A 25,615-nucleotide genomic window follows, 5' to 3' on the forward strand; every position below is an offset into this window, starting at 1 on the left:
GCCGCAGCAGGGGAATGAGGGTCTATACGGACCAGTTGACAGAACGTAACCGCTATATAGCCCGTACTACCGGCAGCTTTCCTTTTCCACTGCTTCCGTATGGCAACCCAATTCTCTCCCGGCAATATCGTTACCATTCTTAAAACCACGGCCAACGAGTTCATGGAGAACAACTCCCTGCGTTTGGCTGCGGCCCTGGCGTACAACGCCATCTTCTCGCTGCCCCCACTGCTGCTCATCGTCATTGCGGCAGCCGGGGCCCTGTTCGGGGAAGAGGCCGTGTCGGGTAAGCTCTTTCAGCAGCTCGACAACTTTGTAGGGCCCGAGGCGGCCAAAACCATCCAGGAGTCGATCAGCAACTTTCATAAGCAGGAGAAAAGCGGGATGGCGGCCCTGGTGGGCATTGGCACGCTGATTTTTGCCGCTACCACCTTCTTCGTGACCCTGCAGGAAAGCATCAACAGCATCTGGAACCTGAAGGTGAAGCCCCGCAACGGCATCTGGCAGTTTGTGCGTGACCGGCTGCTTTCCTTTGGCCTGATTCTGAGCGTGGCGCTGCTCCTGCTCATCTCTTTCGTTATCAGCGCCATGCTTACGTTTTTCACCGACTACCTGCAACGGCTGCTGCCGGAACTGGCCGTTGTCTTCATCCGCGCCATCGACTTCCTGCTGTCCATCGGCGTAACGACGGTGCTGTTTGCCATGATCTACAAGTTTCTGCCCGATGCCGTCATCCGCTGGCGCGACGTCTGGATCGGGGCCCTGATTACCGCCGCCCTGTTCGTGCTGGGCAAGTTCCTGATTGCGCTCTACATCTCCACCTCCGACCCGGGATCGGCCTTTGGGGCGGCCGGCTCCCTCATCATCCTGCTGATCTGGATTTACTACTCCTCCCTGATTATCTTCTTCGGCGCGGAGTTCACCCAGGAATATGCCGATGCCTACGGGCAGCAGGTGCATCCCAAGGCCCACGCGGTACGCATCGAAATCCGGGAAGTACCCGAAGGAGAAACCCACCAGGAAGTTTCCACCGGCCGGCCCCGCTCCACCGGGCGGTTTGCCAAGTAGTTGGTTTGGCCTGGAAGGTCTAGTGTAGCATCATTTGCAGCTAAAAGGGTAAGTTTGGAAGATTTATTCCTCCAAACTGCTATGCGCACGCTGCTTCCTGTCTTACTGCTCACACTCAGCGCCGTCCTGGCGTTGCCTGCCCGGGCCCAGCAGGCTCCCGATAACTCCCGCCAGCTCACGGTAAGTCCGCTGGTGGGCGACGTCATCGACGCCCGGGAAAAGGCCACTTACGGCTTGTTCCCGCAGTACCCGGCCGATAATTTCGAGGAAGCCCGCTTTTACCAGAAGCTCCAGGCCGACAGCGCCATTACCCTGTGGAGCGTGCTGCGCGACGGCCGCACGGCCCAGTTGCCCTTTACCAAAGACCAGTACCGGGCGGTGCGCCAGTCGATTGAGAACCGGGCCAAAGAGCTGGGCACTGCGGCTTCGGCCGCCCCGGCTCCCGGCCGCGCGGCTTCGGCCGCCTCTCCTGCCGCCACGGGCCCCGACCCCACCCTCGGCCGCGACTACAAGGTGGAGCTGCTGAAAGGCACCGTCTTCACCGGCACTCTGGTCACGCTCAGCCTGACCACGTATGAGTTCGACACAAAGGACCTGGGGCGCGTAACCGTGCAGCGAACCGACGTGCGCAGCATGGCAGAGGTAGCCGGCAACCAGGCCGCAGTCCAGAGCAGCCGCCGGGCAAACTGGCCCAGCATCGGCAACGGCAACCGCATGCTTTTCTCGCCTACCGCCCGCAACCTGCGCAAGGGCGAGGGTTACGCGCAGCTTGTCAACGTCGTGCTGCTCGGAGTCAACTACGGCATCACCGACAACATCTCCGTAGGCGTGCTGACGACGGCTCTGCCCGGGGTGCCGCTTTCCCAGCAGGTGTTTTCGGTAACGCCCAAGGCCAGCTTCCCGGTTTCCGAAAACGTGAATCTCGGGGGGGGCGTACTTTACGCCCGGGCTCCGGTGGGCTCCAACGGCGAGGGCGAAGGCTTCGGCATCGGCTACGGCCTGGCTACCTACGGCACCGCCGACCGCAATCTGACCTTTGGCCTGGGCTATGGCATCTCCGGCAAGGACGGCATCAATAAGTCGCCCGTGGTGGTAGTGGGCGGCATGGCCCGCATCAGCCGCCGCACCTCCCTGATTTCCGAAAACTATTTCCTGACTACGAAAGACACCTTCGCCGGCGGCCTCTACGGGGCGCGCTTTCACTGGTCGCGCGTCAGCCTCGCCCTGGGCTCGGCTTACTACTACGACTACGCCGCCAACCAGGACGCGCTGACGTTCCTGTACTTTATTCCGGTTTACGGCGACCTGTCCTTTCATTTCGGGCAGGCCAGGTAGCCTTTTCATTTCCAGCAAAAAGAGAAGCCCGGCTGCTGCAGCCGGGCTTCTCTTTTTGCTTCTGAACCCGTTGGCGCTTAGGCAGCCACCTCGGCTTTTTCCTTGACGGCCAGCTGTCCGCAGGCGGCGTCGATGTCCTTGCCCCGGCTGCGGCGCACGTTGGTTTGCACGCCCCGGTCGGCCAGGTACTTGTGGAAAGCTACCAGCTTATCGTCGCCGGTGTTGCGGTAGTCGGCGTTAGAAATGGGGTTGTACTCAATCAGGTTCACCTTGCAGGGCAGCCACTTGCTGATCTGGAACAGCTCCTCGGCATCCTGGGTGGTGTCGTTGAAGTTCTCGAACACAATGTACTCGTAAGTGACTTTGCGGCCGGTCTTCTGGTGATAGTACTGCAGGGCGTCCTTCAGCGCGGCCAGGGAGTTGGCTTCGTTGATGGGCATGATTTCGTTGCGCTTGGTGTCGTTGGGCGCGTGCAGGCTCAAAGCCAGGTTGGCCTTCACGTCGTCGTCGGCCAGCTTTTTGATCATCTTGGCAATGCCGGCCGTGCTGATGGTGATGCGGCGCGGGGCCATGTTCAGCCCGTCGGGAGCCGTGATGCGGCGCACACTCTCCACCACGTTGGCGTAGTTGAGCAGGGGCTCCCCCATGCCCATGTACACGATGTTGGTGAGCGGGGTGCCGTACTGGCTTTCGCACTGCTCCCGGATGCGCACTACCTGGTCGTAGATTTCGGCGGCGTCGAGGTTGCGCTTGCGGTCCATGTAGCCGGTGGCGCAGAACTTACAGGTAAGCGAGCAGCCCACCTGCGACGAAATACAGGCCGTCATCCGGGTGTCGTGCGGAATAAGCACGCCTTCCACAATGTTGCCGTCGAACAGCCGGAAGGCCGACTTAATGGTGCCGTCGTTGCTGAGCTGCTGGTTTTGCACGGCTACGCCGTTGATAACGAAGTGCTGCGCCAGCAGCTCCCGGGTAGCAAGGGAAATGTTGTTCATTTCCTCAAACGAGGAGGCCGTGTTCTTCCACAGCCACTCACTTACCTGCTTGGCGCGGAAGGGCTTCTCGCCGTGCTCCACCATAAAGGCCTTGAGCTCATCGGCTGAGAGCTTACGAATATCACGCTTGGAGATGACGGGCAGAGTAATCATAGTACAAAGATACAAATAGGAAAGTCGTTGGGTTCCAGTCGGCAGCCGGCTGATTGACTAGAGCCGTAAACCGGGGCGGCTACGGCATGGCCGCCTGTGCAGCTACCGCGGGCGGCAGGGGGCGGAGCTTGCGGGTGTTGTAGTCGAAGCACAGCATGCCGGTTTTGGCCCGCGCAATTTCCCGCCCGTCCTGGTTTTTCACCCAGTACACCACATCAAACCCGTACTTGTTGAGGTCGGTGGCGGCCAGCTGGATGTGGAGCACGTCGCCGTGAAAGGCTTCGCCCTTGTACTCGATGGCCACGTCGGCCATGATGGTTCCCAGGCCGCTGGCCGGGTCCACTTCCCGCAGTCCCAGCTCCCGGAAAAACTGCACCCGGGCCTCGTGTAAGATACTGAGCAGGGCATCATTGCCCAGGTGCGCCCCGTAATTCAGGTCGGTGATGCGCACGGGAATAACGACCGTCAGCCGGAATGTTGCGGGGAGGACTATTTTTATCCGGGCCATGTCCTAGATTAGGATTAGATTGGAAGGAAATACATCAGCTGCCAACTGCGGGCGCCACCGGCCCGGGCAGCAAAGATGCTAGTTCCAGCCGCTTCCCGACCTGCTCGCCACGCTCCCTCTCCCACCACTTCCTCTTCTGTTCCCATGTCAGCACCCAAAGTAGAAGTCCGGACCACTGCCGATGGTTCGAGCACGCTATACGTTCCATCCCTCAACGAGCACTACCATTCCATGCACGGTGCCGTGCAGGAAGCGCAGCACGTGTACCTGCAGGCGGGCCTGGAACCCGTACTGACGAAGTCTACCGGGATGGTCTGGGTGCTGGAAATCGGCTTTGGGACCGGCCTGAACACCCTGCTGACGTTGCAGCGCAGCCTGACCAGCACCCACCCCATCTTCTACGACACGATTGAGAAATACCCGCTGCCGCTGTCGGTAATCGGGCAGCTGGAAGTGGAACGCTACCTGCTGAACCCCGAGCTGCAGGACTATCACCAGCAGCTGCACGCGGCTTCGTGGGGCACGCCCGTGGCCCTGACGCCGCAGTTTGCGCTTTACAAGATTGCCGGCGCCCTGCAGAACACGCCTTTATCGGAAGACACCTACCACGTCATCTACTTCGATGCCTTTGCGCCCGAGAAGCAGCCGGAGATGTGGACTGATGAGGTTTTCGCCCGGCTTTACGAGGCTACGGCCCCCGGGGGGGTACTGGTGAGCTACTGCGCCAAGGGCAGCTTCCGCCGCAGCCTGAAAGCGGCTGGCTGGCAGATCGAGAAGATTGCCGGCCCCCAGGGCAAGCGTGAGATGACCCGGGCCCGCAAGCCGCTGTAGACGGCCTGGTCTTGCTTCAAAACTGATACACCTGCTCGGGCGTGACGCACGCCGTCAGCTGCGCGTCGCCGGAAAACACGTCCGTGATAAGTGGCAGCGGCCCGGTCAGCGCCAGCCCGATGCGCAGCACGTCGGGGCGGCACCAGGCCAGAAACCGGTCGTAGAAGCCCTTGCCGTAGCCCACCCGGTGCCCGACTTCGTCAAACGCCAGCAGGGGCACCAGCACGGCGTCCAGCTCGGCCGGGCTTACCAGCGCACCGTCCGCCGGCTCCGGAATTCCCCACTTATTCTCCAGGAGCCTGGTTTGCGGCGTGAGCTGCCGGTGCTGCAGGGAGCCGTCGGGCTGGGTGACGGGCACGACCACGCGTGTAGCCGGAAAATCGGCCCAGAGCCGGTGGATAATGGGCCAGGTATCCAGCTCCTGCTGGCGGAGAATGGGCAGGAATACGTGCACCGCGCCTAAGTCCGCCACATTGAACCCGGCGAACAGGCGGTCGGCCACGGCGGCGCTGCGCGCGGCCAGCTCGGCAGCGGGCAGCGCCCGGCGCCAGGCCAGCATGTCGCGCCGCAGCTCGGCTTTCGTCACGGCCGTTATTCTTCTTCCAGAATGGTAAACTGCCCGGCCAGCGGGTCAAAGCCGGCGATAAGCTGGTCGATAAAGCCGGGGTTGTTGATCAGGATGGACAGCACGTTGTCGGTGCGCTCCTGCAGGCTGCCACCGGGGAAAAGCTTTTCCTTGAGGGCCGACAGCTGGGAATAAGCAGTTTCGTGCTTGGCCTCAGCGGCTTTGCTCAGGCGCTTTTCAAGTCCGGCCAGGGCGCCGGCGGCTTTCTGCGCTTCCGCCGCCACCGCCTTCACCAGCGTGGGGTCTAGGCGCTGGGCGAGGCTGCTGACTTCCTCAAACGTAGCGGCCAGGGCCTGCTGCTGGGCTTTCAGGCTGACTTCCTCCTGTCCCAGCGCGGCGCCCACCTGCTTTTTCAGTTCGGGCAGGGGGCGAAACAGGTCAGCCGACGACAGGCCCAGCTTGCGGGCTTTGCCGGCGTTGGCCTTGCCCACGTAGAGGCCCGAGTTGCGAAGCAGCAGCATCGGGAAGGGTACGTTGTAGTCGGCAAACACCTGACGTAGCTGAAACCAGTAGGCTACCTCGGCCCCGCCACCCACGTAGCACAGGTTAGGCAGCAGCAGCTCCTGGTAGAGCGGGCGCAGCACCACGTTGGGGCTGAAAAGCTCGGGCTGCTCCCGGGCCAGGGCCAGCAGCTCATCCTGGCTGTAGCACAGGCTGGTATTGCGCACGGCCACACAGTCGCCCTCCGGCTCGAGCCGCTCCCGCTTGCCGTCCGAAGTCAGGAAAAACAGGTTGAGCGGGCGGGCATACACCTGGGAGTGGTAGCCGGCCGCTTCGAGCTGGCCGTTTACCGACTGCACGGCCTTAAAGGAAGCCTGCTCCCGGATTTCGCGCTCCAGCACCGGCACCAGGGCTTTTTTCAGGGCCCGGGTGTCGGCATCAAGGCTTACCAGGCCGTACTTGCCAAACAGCTCATGGGCCAGCCGCCGGGTGGCTTCGGCCAGGGTGCCGGCCTTGCGGTAGGCGTCAGTAAAGGACGCGGGCACCTCGGCGGGCAGCTGGTTTAGAACCTGGTCGGTGAGCCCGTCGAGTTGGAGGCGGCCTACCGGGCCGCCCACCGCGGGCGCCTGCCACTCGTAGCGCTTGCCAAACAGGTGGAAGTGGTTGATTTCGGCAAAGTCGTGGTCCTCGGTGGCCATCCAGTACACTGGCACGAAGTCATGGGCGGGGTACTCGGCCTTCAGCTGCTGGCACAGCTTGATGGCCGTCACGATCTTATAGATAAAATAAAGCGGCCCGGTAAAAAGGTTGAGCTGATGACCGGTTACGACGGTGAACGTGGAGCTTTTCGCCAGCAGTTCGATGTTTGCCTGTACGGCTGTCTGCCCATCCGCCAGCTCGCTGTACTGCTCGCGCAACGCCGTCACCAGCCGCTGCCGGTCCTGGTCAGTAAAGGTCTCCTGCTTTTTTTCCAGTTGCTCTTTAAAACCAGCCAGGGTCGGAAACCGGTGGTAGAACGGACTCAGCCCAGGTTCCTGACGGAGGTAATCGGTAACCAACTGGCTGAAGGCGCCGGTGGCGGCGTAGTCGAGAAAGTGCAGGGGCATGGCAATTGCTGGGCGGGTTTGCGGGTGCAAGGTTCGGCAAAAACAACGGGAGAGTTGCAAAGCCGCCGCCGGCTCTCCGCGCCAGCCCGTGCGGCCGGTTGTATTACCCTTATAAAGTAGCTGTCAAACCAGCCAACTATGGATCTGTTTCCACTATTTAGCTTATGGCTGCTGCTCGTGACGCCGCTGCCCTGGATTTATACCATGCTGCACATTCACCGGGGCCACTTTCCGGGCCGCTGGGAAAAGCGACGCTGGTTTAACACCGTGCTGGCCGTACCCGTGGTGGGAATCTTCCTGTACTGGAGCCGGGGCGCGAAAAGACGCCGCAGCCGGCGGAGCCAGGATTAGGGACTGGAAGGAATTTCCCGTGACCCTGATGGCACACCTGTTTTCGTTTCCTCGAAACCTAATGACTGCTTTTTCTCCCGGTCCCAGCGCCGTCAACGAAGCCAAGCTGCGTCAGGGCTTACGCCGGCCAGAAGCGCATTTCCAGGGATACGCGGGTTTGGTCGGGGTTCAGGTTGACGGCCCCGCCGTGGAGCAGGTAGGGCGAGAACAGCAGCACTTCATCCGGACCGGGGTTAGGGCGAATAATGCGCAGGGGCTCGGCCGCACCCTTTACGGCCGGCACCGTGAAGCTGACGCCGTTGTACACGGCTCCGCCCTGGGTGCGCTCCGTCCGGCTTTCGGGCCACCAGTGGCTGCCGGGCACCAACGTTAGCGAAGAGTCGGCGGTGCTGCCGGCCAGTGGTACGTAGATGTTGACGCAGTCGCGGTAGTCGGGCAGCCACACGTCCCGGTGCAGAGGATTGTTGTCGGCGCAGTTGGGCCGCACGATGCGCAGGTGGAAAAACCGCTCCCCGTCCCAGGGGTTCAGGGCCTGCACCGTCCGGCCGCACAGTTCCCCGACCCGGGCCTCGAGCAGGGCCGCCGGCAGCGGTAGCCGCTCCTGCCGGATTTCCTTGATCTGGTTGACCACCGCCAGGTGCAGCTCCTTGCTGTCGCCCACGGCGTGGTGGTACTGGCTGATGTCAAAGTCAGCTCCTACGCTGAGCCCGGCGTTGCGCATAAACTCCCGCACCAGTTCGGTCAGTCCCTCCCGTAGCGCCTGCTGCTCGTCGGGAGCGAGGAATTGGGCCACGCTGTGGCCCTCGGCGGCCCAGGGCTGCCCGGCCGTCAGGTCGATGGCGGAGGCCAGCATCACCTGGTCGTCGGGGCGGCCCGATTCGCCTTCAATCCGGTAGTCTACGTCCCGCTCGTTGATTCTGGCTTTCATTCTGATTAGCTGTTAGCTGATGGCGGTTAGCTTTTTCGTCCTCGACGGCAAGATAAAAAGGCCACCGTTGCGGGTGGCCTTTTTGGTTTTCAGCGCGACAGACTAGCGGACCAGGGTGCCGTAGAGGTCGAAGTCGGAGGCATCGTTGATTTTGACGGTGGCGAAGTCGCCGAGGCGCACGTGGGTGTCGGGCGTGGCGGGCACCAGCACTTCGTTGTCGACCTCCGGCGAGTCGAACTCGGTTCGGCCCACGAAGTAGCCGCTTTCCTTGCGGTCGAACAGCACCTTGTAGGTCTGGCCTACCTTGGCTTCGTTCAGCTCCATCGAAATGCCCTGCTGCAGCTCCATGATCAGGTCGGCCCGCTCCTGCTTAACCTCGGCCGGTACGTTGTCTTCCAGGGTGTAGGAATGGGTGGTTTCCTCGTGCGAGTAGGTGAAGATGCCCAGGCGGTCGAAGCGGGTTTCTTCCACAAACTGGTAGAGGTCCTGGAAGTCCTGCTCGGTTTCGCCGGGGTGGCCGGCAATCAGCGTGGTGCGCAGGGCAATGCCGGGCACCCGCTGCCGGATGGTGTCGACCAGCTCCACGGTGCGGCGGCGCGAAATGCCCCGGCGCATGGTCTTGAGCATGTTGTCGGAAATGTGCTGCAGCGGCATGTCGAGGTACTTGCAGATGTTGCTGCGCTCGTTCATCACGTCCAGCGCGTCGAGCGGGAACTGCGAGGGGTACGCGTACTGCAGGCGGATCCAGTCGATGCCGTTTACATCGGACAGGTTGCGGAGCAGGTCGGCCAGCTTCCGCTCGCCGTAGGCCTGCAGGCCGTAATAGGTCAGATCCTGGGCAATCAGAATCAGCTCCTTGGTGCCCATTGAGGCCAGGCGCTTGGCTTCCTTCACCAGGTCTTCAATGGGCCGGTCGACGTGCTGCCCGCGCATCAGCGGGATGGCGCAGAACGAGCAGGGGCGGTTGCAGCCCTCGGCAATCTTGAAGTAGGCGTAGTGCTTGGGCGTGGTAATCAGCCGCTCGCCCACCAGCTCGTGCTTGTAGTCGGCCTCCAGGGTCTTGAGCAGCTGGGGCATCTCCAGGGTGCCGAAGTAGGCGTCAACCTGCGGAATCTCGATTTCCAGATCGTCCTTGTAGCGCTGCGACAGGCAGCCCGTCACGTAGAGCTTATCGAGGCGGCCGGCTTCCTTCTCGTCGGCGTAGCGCAGGATGGTGTCGATGCTTTCCTGCTTGGCGTTGTCGATAAAGCCGCAGGTGTTGATGATCACGATGTTGGCGTCGGACTTCTCGGCCTCGTGGGTTACCTCGAAGCTGTTGGCCTTGAGCTGGCCCATCAGCACTTCCGAGTCGACCAGGTTTTTCGAGCAGCCCAGGGTGATGACGTTGACTTTATTGGCCTGCTGGCTTCTTACTTTCATAAAACGGGAATGTGGGCGCGGGGCGGCTCGGCAACCAAAGCAGTAAAGGGCTTCAGGACAAGCAACTTGCCCCGGACGGAGCGACGCTAAAATGAGGGTGCAAAAGTACGCATTGCCGAACAGCTTTCCACACCCCGATCGTTCCTTACCCCAAAAGCCACAAGCCCCACCGGCTGAACGCGGGCAGGGCTTGTAAATAAACCGGGGAAATCACACCGTAAACTTCCCTGCTTGGATAAGGAGGGGAACTAGTTGTCTGGGTGGCTTCTACTTCTTGAACAGGGAGTTCACGAAGGTGTGGCGGTCGAACAGCTGCAGGTCGGTCATCTTCTCTCCTACCCCGATGTAGCGCACGGGGATGCTGAACTGGTCGGAAATGCCGATAACCACGCCGCCCTTGGCCGTGCCGTCGAGCTTGGTGATGGCCAGAGCCGATACCTCGGTGGCCTTGGTGAACTCCTTGGCCTGCAGGAAGGCGTTCTGCCCGGTGCTGCCGTCGAGCACGAGCAGCACCTCGTGGGGCGCATCGGGAATCACCTTCTGCATCACGCGCTTGATCTTGCTCAGCTCGTTCATCAGGTTCACCTTGTTGTGCAGGCGGCCGGCGGTGTCGATGATGACCACGTCGGCGCCCATCTCCACGCCTTTCTGCACCGCGTCGTACGCCACGGAAGCCGGGTCGGTGTTCATGCCGTGGGAAATGACGGGCACGCCCACGCGCTGTCCCCACACGATGAGCTGGTCGACGGCGGCGGCGCGAAAGGTATCGGCGGCACCGAGCACGACTTTCTTGCCAGCCGAGTGGAAGCGGTGAGCCAGCTTGCCGATGGTCGTGGTTTTGCCGACTCCGTTCACGCCCACCACCATAATCACGAAGGGCTGCCCGGGGCTGTCGGCGCGGTCGAGGATGGCGCGGGAGCCGGTGGCGCCGCTGTTGGCGTCAAGCAGCTCCACGATTTCCTCGCGCAGGATGCGGTCCAGCTCCGCGGTGCTCACGTACTTGTCGCGGGCCACGCGCTTCTCGATGCGGTCAATCACCTTGACGGTGGTATCGATACCCACGTCGGAGTGCACCAATAGGCTTTCCAGGTCGTCGAGCACCGACTCATCCACAGTAGCCTTGCCGACGACGGCCTTGCTAAGCTGGTCGAAGAAGCTGGTCTTGGTTTTCTGGAGGCCTTCGTCGAGGGCCTGCTGCTGTTCCTTGCTTTCCTTGTCCTTCTTGAAAAAATCGAAAAGTCCCATGGGGGTCTTGGGGTATTAGGGTGCCGGGGACTTGGTCGAACAGGCTGTTCAGCCCCCAATCCGGCATCCGCCGGGTAAACGGTTAGCAAGTTAGGGTTCTGCCCGGCAACGCGGCCGACGGCAAAAAATCCAAGACCCCAAGACCCTAAGACCCCAAGCTCCCAAATACCCCAACACGCAAAAAAGTCCCACGCAGGCGGGACTTCTTCACTAGGGTCGGTACGCCACCAAAGGCGAAAGCCTACTTAACGCCGGTGCTGATAAACTCCTGGACTTTATCAACGGGCACCATTTCCTCGCGGAAGGTGTAAGCGCCGGTCTTGGGCGACTTTACAGCGCGGATGACCTTTGCCCAGTCTTTGCCGCCTGCTACTTTCAGGGTTGCTACTACTTTCTTAGCCATCGCTCAATTACTTGATTTCCTTGTGGACGGTCATTTTCTTGAGGACGGGGTTGAACTTCTTCAACTCAATGCGCTCAGGGGTGTTCTTGCGGTTCTTTGTGGTGACGTAGCGCGAGGTGCCCGGCTGACCCGAGTTCTTGTGCTCGGTGCACTCGAGGATTACCTGCACCCGGTTTCCTTTCTTAGCCATCTCGACTGGGGGTTTTGGATTAAGGACTGCAAAGGTACGAGGGTTTTTGGAATTGACAAACAGTTAAGTCAATGTAAACCCAAGTTTTACTAATTGGGGAAGCGGTCGGAAAGTTCCGTCGGCCCGTAGGCCCCTGCTGCCGGCTTTTTACTTGAGCTCGGGCAGCTTAAAATTATCAAGCACGCTGGGCTGGGCCATCAGGGCCTCGATGGCGCTGGCCGTTCGCGGGGCCTCCACTGATAGGTTTTCCCAACCGGTAGCAGTTATCAGAATATCGTCTTCGATACGCACCCCGATGTTCCACCACTTTTTGTCGCAGGGGCTGCCTTCGGGAATGTAGATGCCGGGCTCCACGGTAATGACGTTGCCGGCCTTAAGCGGGCCGAAGGTACCCCGGTCGTGCACGTCGAGGCCGAGGTAGTGGCTGGTGCCGTGCGGAAAGTAGCGGCGCATCTCGGTGGCGTCCTTGATGATGCCCAGGGCAATGAGGCCGTCGATAACGACTTTCTGCGCCGCCTTGTTGGGAGCGAAGAAGTCGTTGCCAGGCTTGCACTTCTCAAACGCCGCCTGCTGGGCCTGGTACACCAGGTCGTAGATCTGCCGCTGCTCGGGCGTGAATTTGCCCGAGGCCGGGGCCGTGCGCGTCACGTCGGCGGTGTAGCCGTGGTACTCGGCCCCGCAGTCCATCAGAATCAGGTCGTTGCCGAGGCGGGGCTTGTCGTTGGTTTCGTAGTGCAGGATGCAGCCGTTGGCACCCGCTCCCACGATACTGGGGTAGCCCTCAAACTCGGCCCCGTATTTTTTGTACACGAACTCATGCAGGCCCTGCACCTCCATTTCCGACATATCCGGCCGCAGCGCTTTCAGCACTTCCTGCTGGGCCACGGTCGATATCCGGATAGCCCGGCGCAGCAACGCCAGCTCTTCCGGCGTCTTAACTTCCCGCAGCTGGTTCAGCCACTCATCCAAGGAATGGCTGTTCAGGCGGGTAGCAGGAATAGCCGCCGCGGCTTTGCGACGGTCGGTTTCGGTGGTGGCCTTGCGGAAGGCACTGATCCGGCTGTCGGCGGCCAGCGTGGGGTCCTGCTTGGCCAGCTGCTCCAGGTAGGTCTGCACCGCTACCCCGTTGGCCGCGCCCTGGCTGCGAATAGTCGCGTAGACGGCAGCCCGGGCCGCGTTGTAGTCGGCCGGAATGACGGCTTTGCGCCGGAACGCGGAAACCAGGTTAGCCAGGTCGGCGGGGTCGCGGGGGTCGTCGCGGACATCGGTGGGCAGGTCCAGAAACAGAATCTGACTGAACGCGCTCCACGCAATGGGGGCCGCGGCGAAATCCTTGTTGAGCGCCACATATGCCAGCCCTAGCTGCTGGCGGGCGCCCTCCTCACCAAGGCGGCGGCCGGTCCACAGCTCCCGGGCGGGGTCGCGGGGCTGCACGTACAGGGCCTCCGTGATGCCGCCCTTGCCGCCAATATTCTGGGGCTCCTTGAACAAGACCAGCACCGCATTGGGCTCGTCGTACCCGGTCAGGTAGTAAAGGTCCGGGTTCGGGTGGTAGAGGTAGCTGACGTCGTTGGCCCGGTTGCGGACGGCGGCGGCAAAAAAAACGGCAACGGCGCGAGCTGGCAGCTTTTGCCGCAGCAGCTCACGCCGTTGCCGATGAAAGGCGGGGTCCAGAAAATCGGCCGGGCGGTCGGGGCCGGCGGGCCGCTGGGCCTGCACGACGGTAACCGGTCCGGTCAGCAAGGCCATCAGGACGACGGCTTGGACCAACGGGGATATTTTCTTCAGAAAGCCAGACAGCATAGGCGGGGACGAGGGCCGGAAGGTAGGCCAAACAAAGAGTTCAGCCTAAACGTCGCGGTTTTCGCCCAGGTTGTTGCTTCCAGCTTTCGAAAAAGCTAGTAAACGATGAAGCCCTGAGCCTTCGCCTTCTTCAAGGTGGCCATGATGCCATTCTTGTTGATGGTGCGGATGGTCGAGGTAGCCACTTTCAGGGTTACCCAGGCATCCTCCTCGGGGATGTAGAAACGCTTCTTCTGCAGGTTGGGGAAGAACTTGCGCTTGGTCTTGTTGTTGGCGTGCGACACGTTGTTGCCTACGCGGGTACGCTTGCCGGTCAAATCACAAACTCGGGCCATGATATCAGGTACTTATGAGGTTCAATGCGGGAAAAGGGACGCAAATATCGGTAAAAGTCTGATACCGACAAACCGGCGCCCTGAAAAATAGTGAGTTAGCCTCTGGCCGAACCGCCTGCATCCTTGCCCGTTGCGCGGGAAAAACCCCACGGGCAGTGCCGGCAGCCGCTTTGGCAGCAACTACCACGCCGGCGGTGATACTGCTCGGTAAACACCATCAGGCCGTCGGGCGTGAAGTAGAAATCACCGGGTTGCAGGGGCTGGGGCTTGGGGGGCATCGGAGTTGGTCGTTGTGCGTTGTCCGTTGTTCGTTGTCAGAATTGGTCTGCCGGGCGCTTTATCAGCACAGCCTGACAACGGACAACTGATAACTGACAACTAGCCCCGCAGGGCGGCCACGCACTCGATTTCCACCAGCGCGTCGAGCGGTAGCCGCGACACCTCCACGGTGGTGCGGGCCGGGCGGTGGGTGCCGAATACGTCTTCGTACACGGCATTCATGCGCCCGAACTCGGCGAAGTTCTTCAGGAACACGGTCGTCTTCACAATGTCGGCCAGGCCCAGGCCGGCGGCCGACAACACCGTGCCCAGGTTGGCCAGGGCCTGCCGGGTCTGATCCTCAATGGTGAGGGCCTCGATCTGCATTGAAAGGGGGTTCAGGGGCGTCTGCCCCGAGCAAAACACCAGCCCGCCGGCTACGATTCCCTGGGAATAGGGCCCCACGGCCCGGGGCGCCTCACTATGATGTACAATTTCCATACGGTTGCGCCGGCGAAAACCCGGCCCGGCAAAGGTAGCCGGTGAAGCCAGAACTGCGGGCCTGGAGTTGAGACATCAGAGTCGTTTCGGCAATAAGACCCGGCTAAGCGCTACGTTCTGCTATCTGATATCGAAGAAGTCCTCAGCGCTACTGGTCGCCTTTGCGGGGAATATTCTTCAGGTCCTGCAGGCTGCCGCTGCTGTTGAAGTTCAGGGTCATGTCCCTGGGGCTGCCTTTGCCGGCCGCTACCACTACCGAGCCGGTGAGCTTGTAAGGCGTCTTTTCGGCTTTGAACAGCGTTTTGAACGCCACCTTGGGCAAGCCCTTGGGCTCGAAGTGGATCCGGATGGGCATCAGCTCGGTGCCTTTGGTGCGGAACGAGACGTCTTTTTCCTCGGTGCCCTGCACGGCCATATCGTCGCTGACGCGGAAGGTGTAGTTGACCCGGCGGATCGTAACCGGAAAGGGGTTGTAGTTGGTGACCTTGAGCGTGACGACAGCCTCGCCGTTTTTCAGGCCCAGGTCTTTGATGTCGACGTCGGCTACCTCCACCTTGGGCAGCTTGGGCACATATACCCGCCGGGTTACGGTGACGGGAATGCGCCGGGGCCCCGCCACCGGCAGGCGGGTAAACAAGGTCATGGCAATCTGCACGTCCACGCAGTCCTGCTGACTGGTTTTGAGCTTCTTTTTCACGTTGCCCAGGTCCACCGACATCGGCACCCGCAGGTGGCTCACGCTGTCGCCGTGCAGCACGGTGGGCTCGTCCTTGGCGCCGCGGGCCAGCATGGTGCCGTCGACGCGGGTTTCGTAGGTGAAGGAGTCAATTTTGAGGGTAACGGGCATGTTGTTGCGCAGGTCGATTTTCAGCTGGGCCTGCAGGGCGTCGGGCGTGATATTGTTGACCGACATGGTCACGTTTTCCAGCGTCGGGAGCAGCTCTTTGCCCTGGTCGGTTTTCTGGTAGAAGTAGTAGCCGCCGGCCCCAAGCAGCAACAGCAGGACCAGCAGCGTCCAGCGTACGGGGTGGGATTCACGGTTGGAAGTGGTAGCCATCAGCGGGTTAGGTGAAATCGGGCGAAAATCAACAAGCTCAACAGTATGCTATTGACTTACAGGCATTTATCAGGCGTACGCGAAAACCCAGGGCCAGGGTTGACGGTTAGGCTGGTGAAATTGCCTGATTTAGCCGCTTCCGGCCGTTTTGCGTAGTTTTGAGTCCGGCCCCACCCCGGCAGTTTCCCACCTTCTTTATCATTCCGACTTATGCAGACCACATCCGCCACCGCCTCCCGCAGCCAGGAGCTGATGCAGCTTGAAGACCAGTACGGCGCCCACAACTATCACCCGCTCCCGGTGGTGCTGAGCCGGGGCGAGGGCGTGCACGTCTGGGACGTGGAAGGCAAGCACTACTTCGACTTTCTCTCCGCTTACTCGGCCGTCAACCAGGGCCACTGCCACCCCCGCATCATCGGGGCCATGATCGAGCAGGCCCAGCGGCTGACCCTTACTTCCCGCGCCTTTTTCAACGACCAGCTGGGTCCCGCCGAAAAGCAGCTGTGCGAGCTGTTCGGCTATGACAAGGCGCTGCTGATGAACTCCGGGGCCGAAGCCGTGGAAACTGCCCTGAAGCTGGCCCGCAAGTGGGGCTACCAGGAAAAAGGCATTGCTCCCAACCAGGCCCGTATCCTCGTCGCCGAGCATAACTTCCACGGCCGCACCACCGGCATCATCTCCTTCAGCACCGACCCCGACTCCACCGGCGGGTTCGGCCCTTATATGCCCGGCTACCAGGTAGTGCCCTACGACGACCTGGCCGCGCTGGAAGAGGCGCTGCAGGATCCGCATGTGTGCGCTTTCATGGTGGAGCCCATCCAGGGCGAGGCTGGCGTAGTAGTGCCGTCGGAAGGCTACCTCGCCAAAGCCTTTGCGCTGTGCAAAAGCCACAAGGTGCTGTTCATTGCCGACGAAATCCAGACCGGCCTGGGCCGGACGGGCGAGCTGCTGGCAACCTGCTACGAGGGCGTGCACGCCGACGTGCTGATCCTGGGTAAGGCCCTGAGCGGGGGCGTGCTGCCGGTGTCGGCGGTGCTGGCCCGCAACGAAATCATGCTCACCATCAAGCCCGGCCAGCACGGGTCCACCTTTGGGGGCAACCCCGTGGCCTGCGCCGTGCTGCGCGCTGCCCTCGATGTGCTCCAGGACGAGCACCTGATCAGCAATGCCAAGGCCCTGGGCGAAGTATTCCGGGAGCGGATGCGCCGCATCCAGGCCCGCCGCCCCGAAGTAGTAGAGCTGGTGCGCGGCAAAGGCCTGCTGAACGCCGTCATCATCCGGCCCAGCGTCGACGGCCGCACGGCCTGGGACGTATGCGTGAGTTTGATGGAAAACGGCCTGCTGGCCAAGCCTACCCACGGCGACATCATCCGCTTTGCGCCGCCCCTGGTCATCAACGAGGAGCAGATGCACGAGGCCTGCGACATCATTGAAAAGGTAATACTCGCTTTTTAATGGTTTTCTGAACCGATAGGAAGGCAGGTCGTTCTAGCAGGAACGACCTGCCTTTTTTGTATCCGGATGCGTAGCGGCTTCATCTTACGATTCCTCGTTCTGCTGACCACAATGGCCGGTTGCCGAACGGGCCAGCAGTCCTTTACGGTACCGCTGCGCGCTACCCCGGTAGCTGCGTCCGGTCAGCCTAGCGACGCCAACCAGCCCGGGACCGTCATACCGCACGTGCGGTCTTCCCCATCTCCCCTACGCCGCCGGGCAGCTCCTGCGATTTCTGCCCGCCCTGCTCCGCTTACTCGGCTACCGCTACGACCAAGGCAGGCGCTGCTGGCCGGCCGCCCGACCCGGCTGCCGCAGCACCTGCTCCGGCCCCTGACCCAGAAAATGCCGCCCCGGCTTGCCCGCGACTATTCGCCCCTGGTGCTGGCTATCCTGCTGGCAACGTTGGCCATCCTGCTGCTTTCGGCTACGGCCGTTGGCATCCCGGGCTCCTACATCCCGCTGATAGGGGTCCTGATGCTGTTGCTGGCCGGGGCGGTGTACTATTTCTGGCGCTACGAGCAGCGGTAGCTGCTCTGAATCACCCTATCCAAGTCCGCTTACCTTTGGTCATGTCTATTCTCCTGCGCTACTTACTTGTGGCAACCATTCTAGTAATCACCAGCTGCCGCAGCGAGAAAGTGGCGTTTGACTTTGGTCAGCCATCACTACCAGCTGCCTCAGGCGCTGCTAGTGTCCGGGCAGGTGCGCCAGCCACTCTTCCTGCTCTGCCCCGGCAGGCACAGCCCTCGGTCCGTCGACTGCAATTGGTTCAACGAGTTGCTGCGCGCCCGGCCAGGCCCACCCATATCAACCGGGGCCGGCTGGCCCTGGCTTCGGCAGCCCAATCGGTGGCAGCGGTTGATAAGAAGCCCCAAAAACGGCCGCACGACGATGGGGAAGGCATTGTCCACGTGGGCATTTTCGTACTGGGCCTGGCGGTGGTAGCGGCCGGGGTAGCCATAGGCATTGGGCTCGGAGGCTGGCTGGGGCTAGGCGTAGCAGCGGCCATTGTACTCCTCGGCTACGTCGTGGCCACCTTTGGCATTGGGGGCCGGCACGCCTGGCTTGAGATTTACCAGGAATTCTTCAACCTGTAGTCGCCCGGATGAGGGCTGTCAGTGCCTTTCAGCTGCTGGCTGCGCTGGTAGGCTGCCGGAGCGAGCGGGTGGCGTTTCAATTTCAGCGTCTTCCCCCAAGCCGTACTCATCACCTCGGAGCCGGTTGTGCCAACGGCTATGACAGCCGATGAGGGCCGGATTCCGGAAGCCGCCCCGCAACCTTACCTTTGCCCCGGCTGTTCTGCCCCGTTGCTTACCCTGAAACTGAACCGATGCCCATTCTTCCCACCCACCGCCCCCGCCGCAACCGCAAGTCCGAAGTGATTCGCGACATGGTGCAGGAAACCCGCCTGACCACCCACGACTTTATCTACCCGCTGTTCCTGATTGAGGGCCAGAACCAGAACGTGCCGGTGCTGTCCATGCCGGGCATCAGCCGCTTTTCCGCCGACCTGCTCATCGACGAAATCGGGCGGTGCGTGGAGCTGGGCGTAAAGGCGTTTGCCCCCTTCCCCAGCATCAACGACAATCTTAAAGACCGTCTGGCCCGCGAATCAGCCAACCCCGAAGGGCTGTACCTGAAAACCGTGTCCGATATCAAGCGGCAGTTTCCCGACGTGGTGCTGATGACCGACGTGGCCATGGACCCCTATTCTTCCGACGGACACGACGGCGTGGTGGATGCCGAGTCGGGCGAGATTCTGAACGATGCCTCGCTGGAAGTGCTGGGGCAGATGGCCTTGGCCCAGGCCCGGGCGGGAGCCGACATCATTGGCCCGTCCGACATGATGGACGGCCGCGTGGCCTGGATCCGGGACGTGCTTGACCAGAACGCGTTTTCGCACGTGAGCATCATGAGCTACACCGCCAAGTACGCCTCGGCGTTCTACGGCCCGTTCCGCGACGCGCTGGACTCGGCCCCGAAGAAGGGTGACAAGAAAAGCTACCAGATGAACCCGGCCAACCGCCGCGAGGCCCTGCGTGAGCTGGCCCTCGACGAGCAGGAAGGCGCCGATATGGTGATGGTGAAGCCCGCCCTGAGTTACCTTGACGTGATTCACGAGGTAAAAAACCACACCAACCTGCCTGTCACGGCCTATAACGTGAGCGGGGAGTACGCCATGGTAAAGGCTGCGGCCCAGAACGGCTGGCTCGACGGCGAAAAGACCATGATGGAAGTGCTGACCAGCATCAAGCGTGCCGGCGCCGATGCCATTCTCACTTACTTCGCCAAGGAAGCCGCTGCGGTATTGCGCCGGGGGTAGTGGAAAGCACCCGGAAGAGCACGTCATGCCGAGCGAAGCCGAGGCATCTCGCGTGCTGCCGTTGTTACGGTCAAGGCGGTCATGCTGAGCGAAGTCGAAGCATCTCTACCGCTTCGTTGGATTGCTAATCCAACGAAGCACGCGAGATTCCTCGACTTCGCTCGGAATGACCGCCTTTTTCTATATCGGCCTTCTGACTACTAGCTCCTGCGGAGCAACTCCTACTTCCTCCGATCAAACCGCTCCAGCACGATCGGGAAGATGATTAGCTCGCCCAGCAGCGCGCCGGCAATGGCTACGGCGGTGAGCGAGCCGAACAGCTGCACGGTCTTGAGCGAGCCCAGCATCATAAAGGCATAGCCCAGAAACAGAATGGCGCTGGTTAGTACGATGGCCGGGCCCACGTGGGCAATGGTGTGCAGCCGTGCCTGCTCGGGCGACTGCCCGGCCCGGCGGTTTTGCCGGTACTGATACACGAAATGCATCGTATCGTCGACACTGATGCTGAGCACGATGGCGGCAATACTGGCCGAGGCGGTGTCGAGCGTAATGCCCAGCCAGCCCATCACGCCCAGGACCACCAGCACCGGAAACAGGTTGGGAATCACGGTGAGCAGCGCCAGGCGGAAGTCGCGGATAAATAGCCACACCAGCGCAAACACCAGGATAAAGGAAAGCAGCAGGCTGTTGGTCTGGGACGAGGTGACGTAGCTGACGATGCCCGCGTACATGGGCTGGTAGCCGGCCGGCGTTACGGTGGCCACCGCCCCCAGCGTGGCCCGGGCAATGCCGAGCAGGGAATCCGTCTTGGCCGTGAGCTGGCTGGCCGAGAGCATGGCGCCCGACACGGTGATGCGCCCAAGCCGGCCCGAGTCAGCCATAAACTGCCCGGCCAAGGCTGGGTACTCCGTCCGCAGCGTCTTATCGGCCCGGTTCAGCGCCGACTGGCTGCCCAGGGCTTTCCGGCCTTTCGCTCCCAGCTCGGCTTCGAGCCCGGCCTGGTAAAGCGAATGGAACCCGAACACCTTTCCCACGCCGGGCACCTGACGCACCGAGTCGGAAAAGGCCGTGGCGGCCTGCACTACCGACGCACTATGCAGGCTCTGCCCGGGCCGGGGGCGCACCAGCAGCTCCAGCGGCAGATACGGCCCCCAGGCAGCCTGCATGGCAGCATGGTCGCGCACCACCGGATGGTCTGGTGGGAAGTAGCCCAACGTGTAGGTATCGGAGCGCAGGCGGGGCACGCCGGCGGCCAGCCCCAGCATCAGAAGCAACGAAGCCACGCTCAACACGCCCTTGTGGCGGAGCACCCAGGTGTAGAAGCGCACCACGCCGGTGCTGGCCTGCCGGGTGGAGCGTGCGTTGGGTTGGGCGAGCGGCAGCAGCAGCACGCCCAGCACGTAGGTGTACACCAAACAGAGCCCAATGCCCAACGCCGCAAACAGGCCGAAGTTTTTCAGGATAGCCATCGGACTGGTAAGCAAAGACAGAAAGCCGGCGGCCGTGGTAAACGAGGTGTAGGCGCAGGGATACAGTGTGTCGCGCAGCGCCTTTAGTGCCGAGTCCCGTCTGTCGCCCCTGCCCGCCGCCTCGAGCTGGTTTCGCTCGTTTACCACGTGCAGGGCATCCATCAGGCCGAGCAGGATGATGACTACCGGCAGCAGCACCGTCATGATATTGATGCGGTAGCCCAGCGCTCCGTACACGCCCAGCGTCAGGTAGGTCGATAAGCCCACGATGCCCAGCGCGTACGCCAGCAGCACGAAGTTCCGGTAGATCAGCACAAAGGCGACAATCATCAGCAGGTAGCCTACGCCCAGGAAAAAGCCGAAGTCCTGCTGCGACAAAGCGTTCAGGCCGGCGTAGATGACGCCAATGCCGCCCAGCGAAGCCCGCGAAGCCGGGAAGTGCCGGTACACCGTGTTGCGGATGCCGTCGAGAATAGCCCCGCGCTGCTCGTCGAAGTTGCCGGCCTGCCGGAGCACAATGACAAACCGGGCCGCCGTGTAATCCGGGGTGAAAAGTTCTTCCCGCAGGGTGGGCAGCGGAGCCAGCACTCCCTGCACCGTCGCGGCATCCGTCGTTGGAGCAAGCAGCGGGGCGGCGTAGGTGCCGGTGGGCCCACGCCGGGGCACGGTGGCGTTGCCGGGCCCAAACACGCTCTGCACCGCGGGCAAGGCTTCCAGCTCCCGGCTCAGGGCCTGGAAGCCCCGCAGGTCCGCGGGGCTCAGCACCGAGGGCTGCCCCTTTACCACCACGACCACCACTTCGTCGTTGCCGAAGTGGCGCTGAAACTCCTGGTAGGCGTTCAGGGCCGGGTCGCCGGGCAGAAACCACACCGCCAGGCTGTTGTCCACCACCAGAGCCGACTTCACCCCGGGCCCGAGCATGGCAACGGCCACCAGGGTAAGGGCCAGCAGGCCGTAGCGAAGCTTGTAGAGAATAGCAATCATAAGCACGGAAAGCAGCTCAGGCAGTAGGCTGGGCGCGTCGGGAAGCAAGGTAGGGGCTGACCGGCGGGTATCCGCCACCGTCCGGCAGAATTGCCCTCCGCATCAAAAGTCTGATCTGCGCATTTGAAAAACAGCCGGTGGCCCCGGCACTGAATTGATAAAGCCGCTATATTGCTGATTCGCCGGCCGGAATGAAAAGTCTGAAAATCGGGAATTCTGGTTGTCCCGGGCCTGCGACTAGCCAGTACTTTGGACCCATGAATCTACGTCACCTCGGGGCTTACCTGCGCGAACGGTTTCCGCCCGTGAACATGGGCCTATTTGCCATTCTGTTTCTGACGGTTTTTGCCGTAGCCCACTTCGCCCACGGCGAAGCCCGTCCCCTGGCCCGGCTCGGCTGGCGCGAAGCCCTGGGCACGGTAGCCGCCATTTCCTTTTTCTTTCGCCTGCGGGTGTTCGACGAGCTCAAGGACTTCGCCATCGACAGTCAGTTTCACCCCCACCGGGTGCTGCAGTCGGGCCGGGTGACGCTGGGGCAGCTGCAGGTGCTGGCCGGGGCGGGTGCCCTGGTGGAGCTGGGCTGGTCGATGCTGATGGGCTGGCCGGCGGTGGCGGGCTGGGCCGGGGCGCTGCTGTACAGCTGGCTGATGCGGCACGAGTTCTACGTGCCGGCCTTCCTGACGCCCCGCCTCGTGCTCTACGCCGTGTCCCACCTGCTCATCATGCCTCTGATTATTTTGTGGATCTGGCTGGCCTACCAGCCCCTGGGCTCTCCCCTGCTTTTATTGCTGATGCTGCTGAGCTTGCTGGGCGGCTTTGCGTTTGAGCTGGCCCGCAAGATTCACGTGCCCGAGGCCGAGCGCGCCGGGTGGCCGTCCTACTCCTCTGTCATGGGCTTCCGCCGCGCCATCCTGGTGATTCTGCTCGTGCTGCTGACCGGCTGCCTCGTGCAGGGCTGGCTGCTGACCCGCGTACAGGCCGGGGCCTGGGCCTTTGGGGTGCTGACCGCCCTGTACCTGGCCACCGTCGCCGTGTATGGCTTGGGCCTGAGCAAGCCCCGGGAAGCAACCCTGCGCCGGGCTGAACTACTGGTTTCCCTTTTCATTCTGAGCAGCTACCTTTTTCTCCTTGTCGAAATCCAGCTCACTTCCGGCCGCTAGCCAGCTTGTTTCCGGCGCGGTCCCGGCACCCGCCGGCGCAACCGTCGGCGGCAAGGCTGCCGGCCTGTTCCGCCTGCGCGCCCTGCGCCTGCCCGTCCCTGACTTCGTGGTAATTCCCGCCGAAGTGTTCGACGCCGTACTGACGGGCCGGCCGGTCACCGAAGCCGGACTCAACCAGCGCCGGACTCAGCTGCGGCAGTTTACCTTATCCGAAAGCCTGACCGGGCAGCTCAGCCAGCAGCTCGCCGCCTGGGACTTTCCGAGGCTACCGGTGGTGGTGCGCTCGTCGGTGGCCGATGAGGACGGGCAGCGGGCCGCTTTCCCCGGACTGATGGACTCCCGGCTGCATCTGACGTCCCTGCCCGCCGTGCTGGCCGCCATTGCCGAATGTGCCGCCAGCGCCTACTCCGACCGGGCCCTGGCGTACCGCCGCCAGCACGGCCTGACCCTGGCCGCCCGCCCCGCCATCGTGGTGCAGCGCCAGGTAACGCCCACCGCGGCCGGGGTGCTGTTCACTACGTTTCCCGAGTTTCCGCAGGAGCTGGCTATTCACGCCGTCTGGGGTTTCGGGGAAGGACTCGTGAGCGGGTTCCTGGAGCCCGATGAGTTTTACTTTGATAAGAAAACCGGCGCGTCCACCCACCACAAAGTAGCCGACAAGCCCCGGCAGATCATGGCCCTGACGGAAGGTGGCACCGGAACCGGAGCCGTGCCGGCCGCGCAGCAAAGCCAGCCCTGCCTGACAGCTGACCAGCTTACTGAGCTGGTCCACCTGGCCGGAGAGCTGGAACAGGCTACCGGCACGCCCCAGGACGTGGAATTCGTAGCTACTCCGGATAAACTCTGGGTGGTGCAGACCCGGCCCATCACCCAGGCTATTCCTGAGGTAGTAGTATACGACAACGCCAACATCCAGGAAAGCTACTGCGGGGTCACGACGCCGCTCACGTTCAGCTTTGCCCAGCGCGCCTACGCCACCGTGTACCGGCAGACCATGCAGGTGCTGGGTTTGCCGGCGGCCACTGTAGCCACGCACGAGCCGGTGGTGACGCAGCTGCTGGGCCTCGTGCGCGGCCGCGTCTACTACCACATCAACCACTGGTACCAGGGCCTGCAGCTGCTTCCCTCGTTTCGGCAGAACAAAGCCGATATGGAGCGGATGATGGGCCTGGAAGAGCCGGTCGACTTCGTGCAGAGCACCGAAACGAGCCTTGCCCAGAAAGTCCGGCTACTGCCCCGCCTCGTGCTTAACCTGAGCCGCCTGCTCTGGGCGTTCGGGCAGCTGCCGCGCCGCACCGCCGCCTTTCACGCGCACTTTCGCCAGCACTACACCCGGTTTTACCAGCTGCCCCTGGACCAACTCAGCGCCGTTGAGCTGCTGGCCGAAAAGGAACGGCTTGACCAGGGCCTGCTGCTCAACTGGACCACACCCATCATCAACGACTTTCGGGTAATGATGACGAATGGCGCGGCTCAGCGCCGGCTGAAAAGTATCGGAATTAACGACCCCGAGGAGTTTCTGAGCCGCTACCTGTCCGGCGACCAGCAGCTGGCCAGCGCCCGGCCGGCCTACGAGCTCCAGGCCCTGGCCCAGCGGGTTATTCAGGAGTTTCCGGCCCTGCTGCCCCTGCTGCGCCGGCCCACGCCCGAGCTGCCGGCCCTGGTTGCCAGCGAGGCGCCCGCCTTTGCTCAGGCCGTGGCCCGCTACCTCGATGCGTATGGGGACCGGAGCATCGGGGAGCTGAAGCTGGAAACGGCTACCCTGCGTACGGACCCCCAGCTGTTTTACCGCTACCTGGCGAATTACCTGCCGGCCGAAGGAACCGCGGCAACCACTGCTAAGCCTTTGGGCACCAGCCTGCGCGAATCGGCCGAAGCCGAGCTGGCAGATCATCTGAAAAGCCGGCCAGTCTGGTTTAAAAGGAGCACCCACCGTCGGCTGCAGCGGCTCCAGCAGGCCGTGAGCCGGCGGGAAGAGCTGCGGCTGGAGCGCACCCGCCTGTTTGGCATGTACCGGGCGCTGTACCGGCAGCTCGGCCAGCGCCTGGCAGGCACTCAGGTGTTACAATCCCCAGAGGACGTGTTTTACCTGACTGAAAACGAAATAGCCCAGGCCGTCGGGAAGCCTGGCTGCCCAGGCAACTGGGTTGAGCTGGCAGCCAGCCGCCGGGCGGAGTTCGAGCAGTATCAGCGCGAAGACGCGCCTTCCCGCCTGATGGTACCAAGCCGGCCGCCGGCCGCCGCGCCCAGCTTGGCCATTCCAGGGCACTGGAAAGGCACCGGCTGCTTTCCGGGCCGGGTAACCGGGGAGGTGCTGGTTATCAACGGCCCCGACGACAGCTTGGCCGTAACCGGCAAGATCGTGGTGGCGCCCCGCACCGACCCGGGCTGGGCGGGCCTGTTTCCCTCCTGCCGCGGCGTGCTTATCGAGCGGGGCTCGGCGCTGTCGCACTCGGTTATTTTGCTGCGGGAGCTGGGCATTCCCACCATCATCAACATCCCCGGCCTTCCCACCCAGCTCCATTCCGGCGACCAGGTCATGATGGACGGCGCTACCGGCGAGGTAGTGAAACAGTGAGGTTGTACAATAAGCCGGCCCCAGTCACGCCGGTAGAACGTTAACGTACCAA

The 25,615-nt window shown here is 62.4% G+C and carries 25 protein-coding genes; 10 read left to right on the forward strand and 15 right to left on the reverse strand.

Translation table 11 applies throughout. The annotated features are described in order from the left end of the window. The first annotated feature begins 99 nt into the window (after window positions 1-99). On the forward strand, window positions 100-1,068 hold the full coding sequence (locus LJY25_RS20465) for a YihY/virulence factor BrkB family protein (RefSeq protein WP_227610330.1): 969 nt from the start codon (window positions 100-102) through the stop codon (window positions 1,066-1,068). Window positions 1,069-1,149: 81 nt separating this feature from the next. After that, window positions 1,150-2,403: a hypothetical protein gene (locus tag LJY25_RS20470; RefSeq protein WP_227610331.1), complete on the forward strand. Its 1,254-nt coding sequence runs from the start codon at window positions 1,150-1,152 to the stop codon at window positions 2,401-2,403. A gap of 77 nt (window positions 2,404-2,480) precedes the next feature. On the opposite strand, the gene rlmN is transcribed toward LJY25_RS20470, so the two are convergent. Both rlmN and LJY25_RS20480 read right to left on the reverse strand, forming a co-directional pair. After that, window positions 2,481-3,551, reverse strand: a complete 1,071-nt coding sequence (gene rlmN / locus LJY25_RS20475) for a 23S rRNA (adenine(2503)-C(2))-methyltransferase RlmN (RefSeq protein WP_227610332.1) — start codon at window positions 3,549-3,551, stop codon at window positions 2,481-2,483. Window positions 3,552-3,630: 79 nt separating this feature from the next. Further along, on the reverse strand, window positions 3,631-4,059 hold the full coding sequence (locus tag LJY25_RS20480; RefSeq protein WP_227610333.1) for a thioesterase family protein: 429 nt from the start codon (window positions 4,057-4,059) through the stop codon (window positions 3,631-3,633). A 144-nt stretch (window positions 4,060-4,203) separates the two neighbouring features. On the opposite strand from LJY25_RS20480, the gene mnmD reads away from it, so the two are divergent. After that, entirely contained in the window at window positions 4,204-4,890 is a 687-nt protein-coding gene (mnmD, locus tag LJY25_RS20485; protein WP_227610334.1) for a tRNA (5-methylaminomethyl-2-thiouridine)(34)-methyltransferase MnmD, read from the forward strand. A gap of 16 nt (window positions 4,891-4,906) precedes the next feature. Here mnmD and LJY25_RS20490 read toward each other — a convergent pair whose 3' ends face one another. Together LJY25_RS20490 and bshC are read right to left on the reverse strand one after the other, a co-directional pair. After that, window positions 4,907-5,476: a 5-formyltetrahydrofolate cyclo-ligase gene (locus LJY25_RS20490; protein WP_227610335.1), complete on the reverse strand. Its 570-nt coding sequence runs from the start codon at window positions 5,474-5,476 to the stop codon at window positions 4,907-4,909. 5 nt (window positions 5,477-5,481) lie between these two features. After that, the gene (gene bshC, locus LJY25_RS20495; protein ID WP_227610336.1) at window positions 5,482-7,062 is read right to left on the reverse strand and encodes a bacillithiol biosynthesis cysteine-adding enzyme BshC; all 1,581 of its coding nucleotides are present in this window, start codon (window positions 7,060-7,062) and stop codon (window positions 5,482-5,484) included. 138 nt (window positions 7,063-7,200) lie between these two features. On the opposite strand from bshC, the gene LJY25_RS20500 reads away from it, so the two are divergent. After that, entirely contained in the window at window positions 7,201-7,413 is a 213-nt protein-coding gene (locus LJY25_RS20500; RefSeq protein ID WP_227610337.1) for a hypothetical protein, read from the forward strand. Window positions 7,414-7,531: 118 nt separating this feature from the next. On the opposite strand, the gene LJY25_RS20505 is transcribed toward LJY25_RS20500, so the two are convergent. The 10 genes from LJY25_RS20505 to LJY25_RS20550 all read right to left on the reverse strand — a co-directional run bounded on the left by LJY25_RS20505 (window position 7,532) and on the right by LJY25_RS20550 (window position 15,552). Next, on the reverse strand, window positions 7,532-8,341 hold the full coding sequence (locus tag LJY25_RS20505; RefSeq protein ID WP_227610338.1) for a phytanoyl-CoA dioxygenase family protein: 810 nt from the start codon (window positions 8,339-8,341) through the stop codon (window positions 7,532-7,534). Between the two features lie 102 nt (window positions 8,342-8,443). Continuing rightward, window positions 8,444-9,760, reverse strand: a complete 1,317-nt coding sequence (gene rimO / locus LJY25_RS20510; protein WP_227610339.1) for a 30S ribosomal protein S12 methylthiotransferase RimO — start codon at window positions 9,758-9,760, stop codon at window positions 8,444-8,446. A 267-nt stretch (window positions 9,761-10,027) separates the two neighbouring features. Continuing rightward, the gene (gene ftsY / locus LJY25_RS20515) at window positions 10,028-11,005 is read right to left on the reverse strand and encodes a signal recognition particle-docking protein FtsY (protein ID WP_227610340.1); all 978 of its coding nucleotides are present in this window, start codon (window positions 11,003-11,005) and stop codon (window positions 10,028-10,030) included. Between the two features lie 241 nt (window positions 11,006-11,246). Then, window positions 11,247-11,408, reverse strand: coding sequence for a DUF4295 domain-containing protein (locus tag LJY25_RS20520; protein ID WP_227610341.1), 162 nt, complete (start codon window positions 11,406-11,408; stop codon window positions 11,247-11,249). 7 nt (window positions 11,409-11,415) lie between these two features. Beyond that, window positions 11,416-11,598 carry a 50S ribosomal protein L33 gene (gene rpmG / locus LJY25_RS20525; protein WP_227610342.1) on the reverse strand — a complete coding sequence of 61 codons (183 nt, stop codon included), beginning with the start codon at window positions 11,596-11,598 and terminating at the stop codon, window positions 11,416-11,418. Window positions 11,599-11,745: 147 nt separating this feature from the next. Beyond that, window positions 11,746-13,347: an aminopeptidase P family protein gene (locus LJY25_RS20530; protein WP_227610343.1), complete on the reverse strand. Its 1,602-nt coding sequence runs from the start codon at window positions 13,345-13,347 to the stop codon at window positions 11,746-11,748. Between the two features lie 149 nt (window positions 13,348-13,496). Further along, window positions 13,497-13,736 carry a 50S ribosomal protein L28 gene (gene rpmB / locus LJY25_RS20535; protein ID WP_227610344.1) on the reverse strand — a complete coding sequence of 80 codons (240 nt, stop codon included), beginning with the start codon at window positions 13,734-13,736 and terminating at the stop codon, window positions 13,497-13,499. A 95-nt stretch (window positions 13,737-13,831) separates the two neighbouring features. Continuing rightward, on the reverse strand, window positions 13,832-14,014 hold the full coding sequence (locus tag LJY25_RS20540) for a DUF5522 domain-containing protein (RefSeq protein WP_227610345.1): 183 nt from the start codon (window positions 14,012-14,014) through the stop codon (window positions 13,832-13,834). A 100-nt stretch (window positions 14,015-14,114) separates the two neighbouring features. Beyond that, the gene (locus LJY25_RS20545; RefSeq protein ID WP_227610346.1) at window positions 14,115-14,495 is read right to left on the reverse strand and encodes a RidA family protein; all 381 of its coding nucleotides are present in this window, start codon (window positions 14,493-14,495) and stop codon (window positions 14,115-14,117) included. A gap of 148 nt (window positions 14,496-14,643) precedes the next feature. Continuing rightward, complete coding sequence (locus tag LJY25_RS20550) at window positions 14,644-15,552, reverse strand: LEA type 2 family protein (RefSeq protein ID WP_227610347.1); 909 nt, start codon at window positions 15,550-15,552, stop codon at window positions 14,644-14,646. 210 nt (window positions 15,553-15,762) lie between these two features. On the opposite strand from LJY25_RS20550, the gene rocD reads away from it, so the two are divergent. The 4 genes from rocD to hemB all read left to right on the forward strand — a co-directional run bounded on the left by rocD (window position 15,763) and on the right by hemB (window position 19,372). Next, window positions 15,763-17,007, forward strand: coding sequence for an ornithine--oxo-acid transaminase (gene rocD / locus LJY25_RS20555; protein ID WP_227610348.1), 1,245 nt, complete (start codon window positions 15,763-15,765; stop codon window positions 17,005-17,007). Window positions 17,008-17,391: 384 nt separating this feature from the next. Beyond that, window positions 17,392-17,577 carry a hypothetical protein gene (locus tag LJY25_RS20560; RefSeq protein WP_227610349.1) on the forward strand — a complete coding sequence of 62 codons (186 nt, stop codon included), beginning with the start codon at window positions 17,392-17,394 and terminating at the stop codon, window positions 17,575-17,577. Between the two features lie 236 nt (window positions 17,578-17,813). Next, a complete protein-coding gene (locus tag LJY25_RS20565; RefSeq protein ID WP_227610350.1) occupies window positions 17,814-18,146 on the forward strand; it encodes a hypothetical protein in 333 nt (110 codons plus the stop codon). Window positions 18,147-18,379: 233 nt separating this feature from the next. Next, a complete protein-coding gene (hemB, locus tag LJY25_RS20570; RefSeq protein WP_227610351.1) occupies window positions 18,380-19,372 on the forward strand; it encodes a porphobilinogen synthase in 993 nt (330 codons plus the stop codon). Window positions 19,373-19,593: 221 nt separating this feature from the next. Here the strand turns inward: hemB and LJY25_RS20575 are convergent, their stop codons facing one another. Continuing rightward, complete coding sequence (locus LJY25_RS20575) at window positions 19,594-21,825, reverse strand: efflux RND transporter permease subunit (protein WP_227610352.1); 2,232 nt, start codon at window positions 21,823-21,825, stop codon at window positions 19,594-19,596. Between the two features lie 257 nt (window positions 21,826-22,082). Here LJY25_RS20575 and LJY25_RS20580 point away from each other — a divergent pair, with 257 nt between their 5' ends. Both LJY25_RS20580 and LJY25_RS20585 read left to right on the forward strand, forming a co-directional pair. After that, window positions 22,083-22,985: a UbiA family prenyltransferase gene (locus LJY25_RS20580; RefSeq protein WP_227610353.1), complete on the forward strand. Its 903-nt coding sequence runs from the start codon at window positions 22,083-22,085 to the stop codon at window positions 22,983-22,985. Beyond that, window positions 22,954-25,563, forward strand: coding sequence for a PEP/pyruvate-binding domain-containing protein (locus tag LJY25_RS20585; RefSeq protein WP_227610354.1), 2,610 nt, complete (start codon window positions 22,954-22,956; stop codon window positions 25,561-25,563). Before LJY25_RS20580 ends, LJY25_RS20585 begins: the two co-directional genes overlap by 32 nt. Window positions 25,564-25,615: the final 52 nt, after the last annotated feature.

The sequence above is a fragment of the Hymenobacter translucens genome, from assembly GCF_020685205.1.
Taxonomy (GTDB): domain Bacteria; phylum Bacteroidota; class Bacteroidia; order Cytophagales; family Hymenobacteraceae; genus Hymenobacter; species Hymenobacter translucens.

What these genes read in the sequence shown, in the direction of transcription:
- LJY25_RS20465 (WP_227610330.1), top strand. Translation starts at nt 100, where the DNA reads ATGGCAACCCAATTCTCTCCCGGCAATATCGTTACCATTCTTAAAACC.
- LJY25_RS20470 (WP_227610331.1), top strand. Translation starts at nt 1,150, where the DNA reads ATGCGCACGCTGCTTCCTGTCTTACTGCTCACACTCAGCGCCGTCCTG.
- rlmN (WP_227610332.1), bottom strand. Translation starts at nt 3,551, where the DNA reads ATGATTACTCTGCCCGTCATCTCCAAGCGTGATATTCGTAAGCTCTCA.
- LJY25_RS20480 (WP_227610333.1), bottom strand. Translation starts at nt 4,059, where the DNA reads ATGGCCCGGATAAAAATAGTCCTCCCCGCAACATTCCGGCTGACGGTC.
- mnmD (WP_227610334.1), top strand. Translation starts at nt 4,204, where the DNA reads ATGTCAGCACCCAAAGTAGAAGTCCGGACCACTGCCGATGGTTCGAGC.
- bshC (WP_227610336.1), bottom strand. Translation starts at nt 7,062, where the DNA reads ATGCCCCTGCACTTTCTCGACTACGCCGCCACCGGCGCCTTCAGCCAG.
- LJY25_RS20500 (WP_227610337.1), top strand. Translation starts at nt 7,201, where the DNA reads ATGGATCTGTTTCCACTATTTAGCTTATGGCTGCTGCTCGTGACGCCG.
- LJY25_RS20505 (WP_227610338.1), bottom strand. Translation starts at nt 8,341, where the DNA reads ATGAAAGCCAGAATCAACGAGCGGGACGTAGACTACCGGATTGAAGGC.
- rimO (WP_227610339.1), bottom strand. Translation starts at nt 9,760, where the DNA reads ATGAAAGTAAGAAGCCAGCAGGCCAATAAAGTCAACGTCATCACCCTG.
- ftsY (WP_227610340.1), bottom strand. Translation starts at nt 11,005, where the DNA reads ATGGGACTTTTCGATTTTTTCAAGAAGGACAAGGAAAGCAAGGAACAG.
- LJY25_RS20520 (WP_227610341.1), bottom strand. Translation starts at nt 11,408, where the DNA reads ATGGCTAAGAAAGTAGTAGCAACCCTGAAAGTAGCAGGCGGCAAAGAC.
- rpmG (WP_227610342.1), bottom strand. Translation starts at nt 11,598, where the DNA reads ATGGCTAAGAAAGGAAACCGGGTGCAGGTAATCCTCGAGTGCACCGAG.
- LJY25_RS20530 (WP_227610343.1), bottom strand. Translation starts at nt 13,347, where the DNA reads ATGGCCTTGCTGACCGGACCGGTTACCGTCGTGCAGGCCCAGCGGCCC.
- rpmB (WP_227610344.1), bottom strand. Translation starts at nt 13,736, where the DNA reads ATGGCCCGAGTTTGTGATTTGACCGGCAAGCGTACCCGCGTAGGCAAC.
- LJY25_RS20540 (WP_227610345.1), bottom strand. Translation starts at nt 14,014, where the DNA reads ATGCCCCCCAAGCCCCAGCCCCTGCAACCCGGTGATTTCTACTTCACG.
- LJY25_RS20545 (WP_227610346.1), bottom strand. Translation starts at nt 14,495, where the DNA reads ATGGAAATTGTACATCATAGTGAGGCGCCCCGGGCCGTGGGGCCCTAT.
- LJY25_RS20550 (WP_227610347.1), bottom strand. Translation starts at nt 15,552, where the DNA reads ATGGCTACCACTTCCAACCGTGAATCCCACCCCGTACGCTGGACGCTG.
- rocD (WP_227610348.1), top strand. Translation starts at nt 15,763, where the DNA reads ATGCAGACCACATCCGCCACCGCCTCCCGCAGCCAGGAGCTGATGCAG.
- LJY25_RS20560 (WP_227610349.1), top strand. Translation starts at nt 17,392, where the DNA reads ATGCCGCCCCGGCTTGCCCGCGACTATTCGCCCCTGGTGCTGGCTATC.
- hemB (WP_227610351.1), top strand. Translation starts at nt 18,380, where the DNA reads ATGCCCATTCTTCCCACCCACCGCCCCCGCCGCAACCGCAAGTCCGAA.
- LJY25_RS20575 (WP_227610352.1), bottom strand. Translation starts at nt 21,825, where the DNA reads ATGATTGCTATTCTCTACAAGCTTCGCTACGGCCTGCTGGCCCTTACC.
- LJY25_RS20580 (WP_227610353.1), top strand. Translation starts at nt 22,083, where the DNA reads ATGAATCTACGTCACCTCGGGGCTTACCTGCGCGAACGGTTTCCGCCC.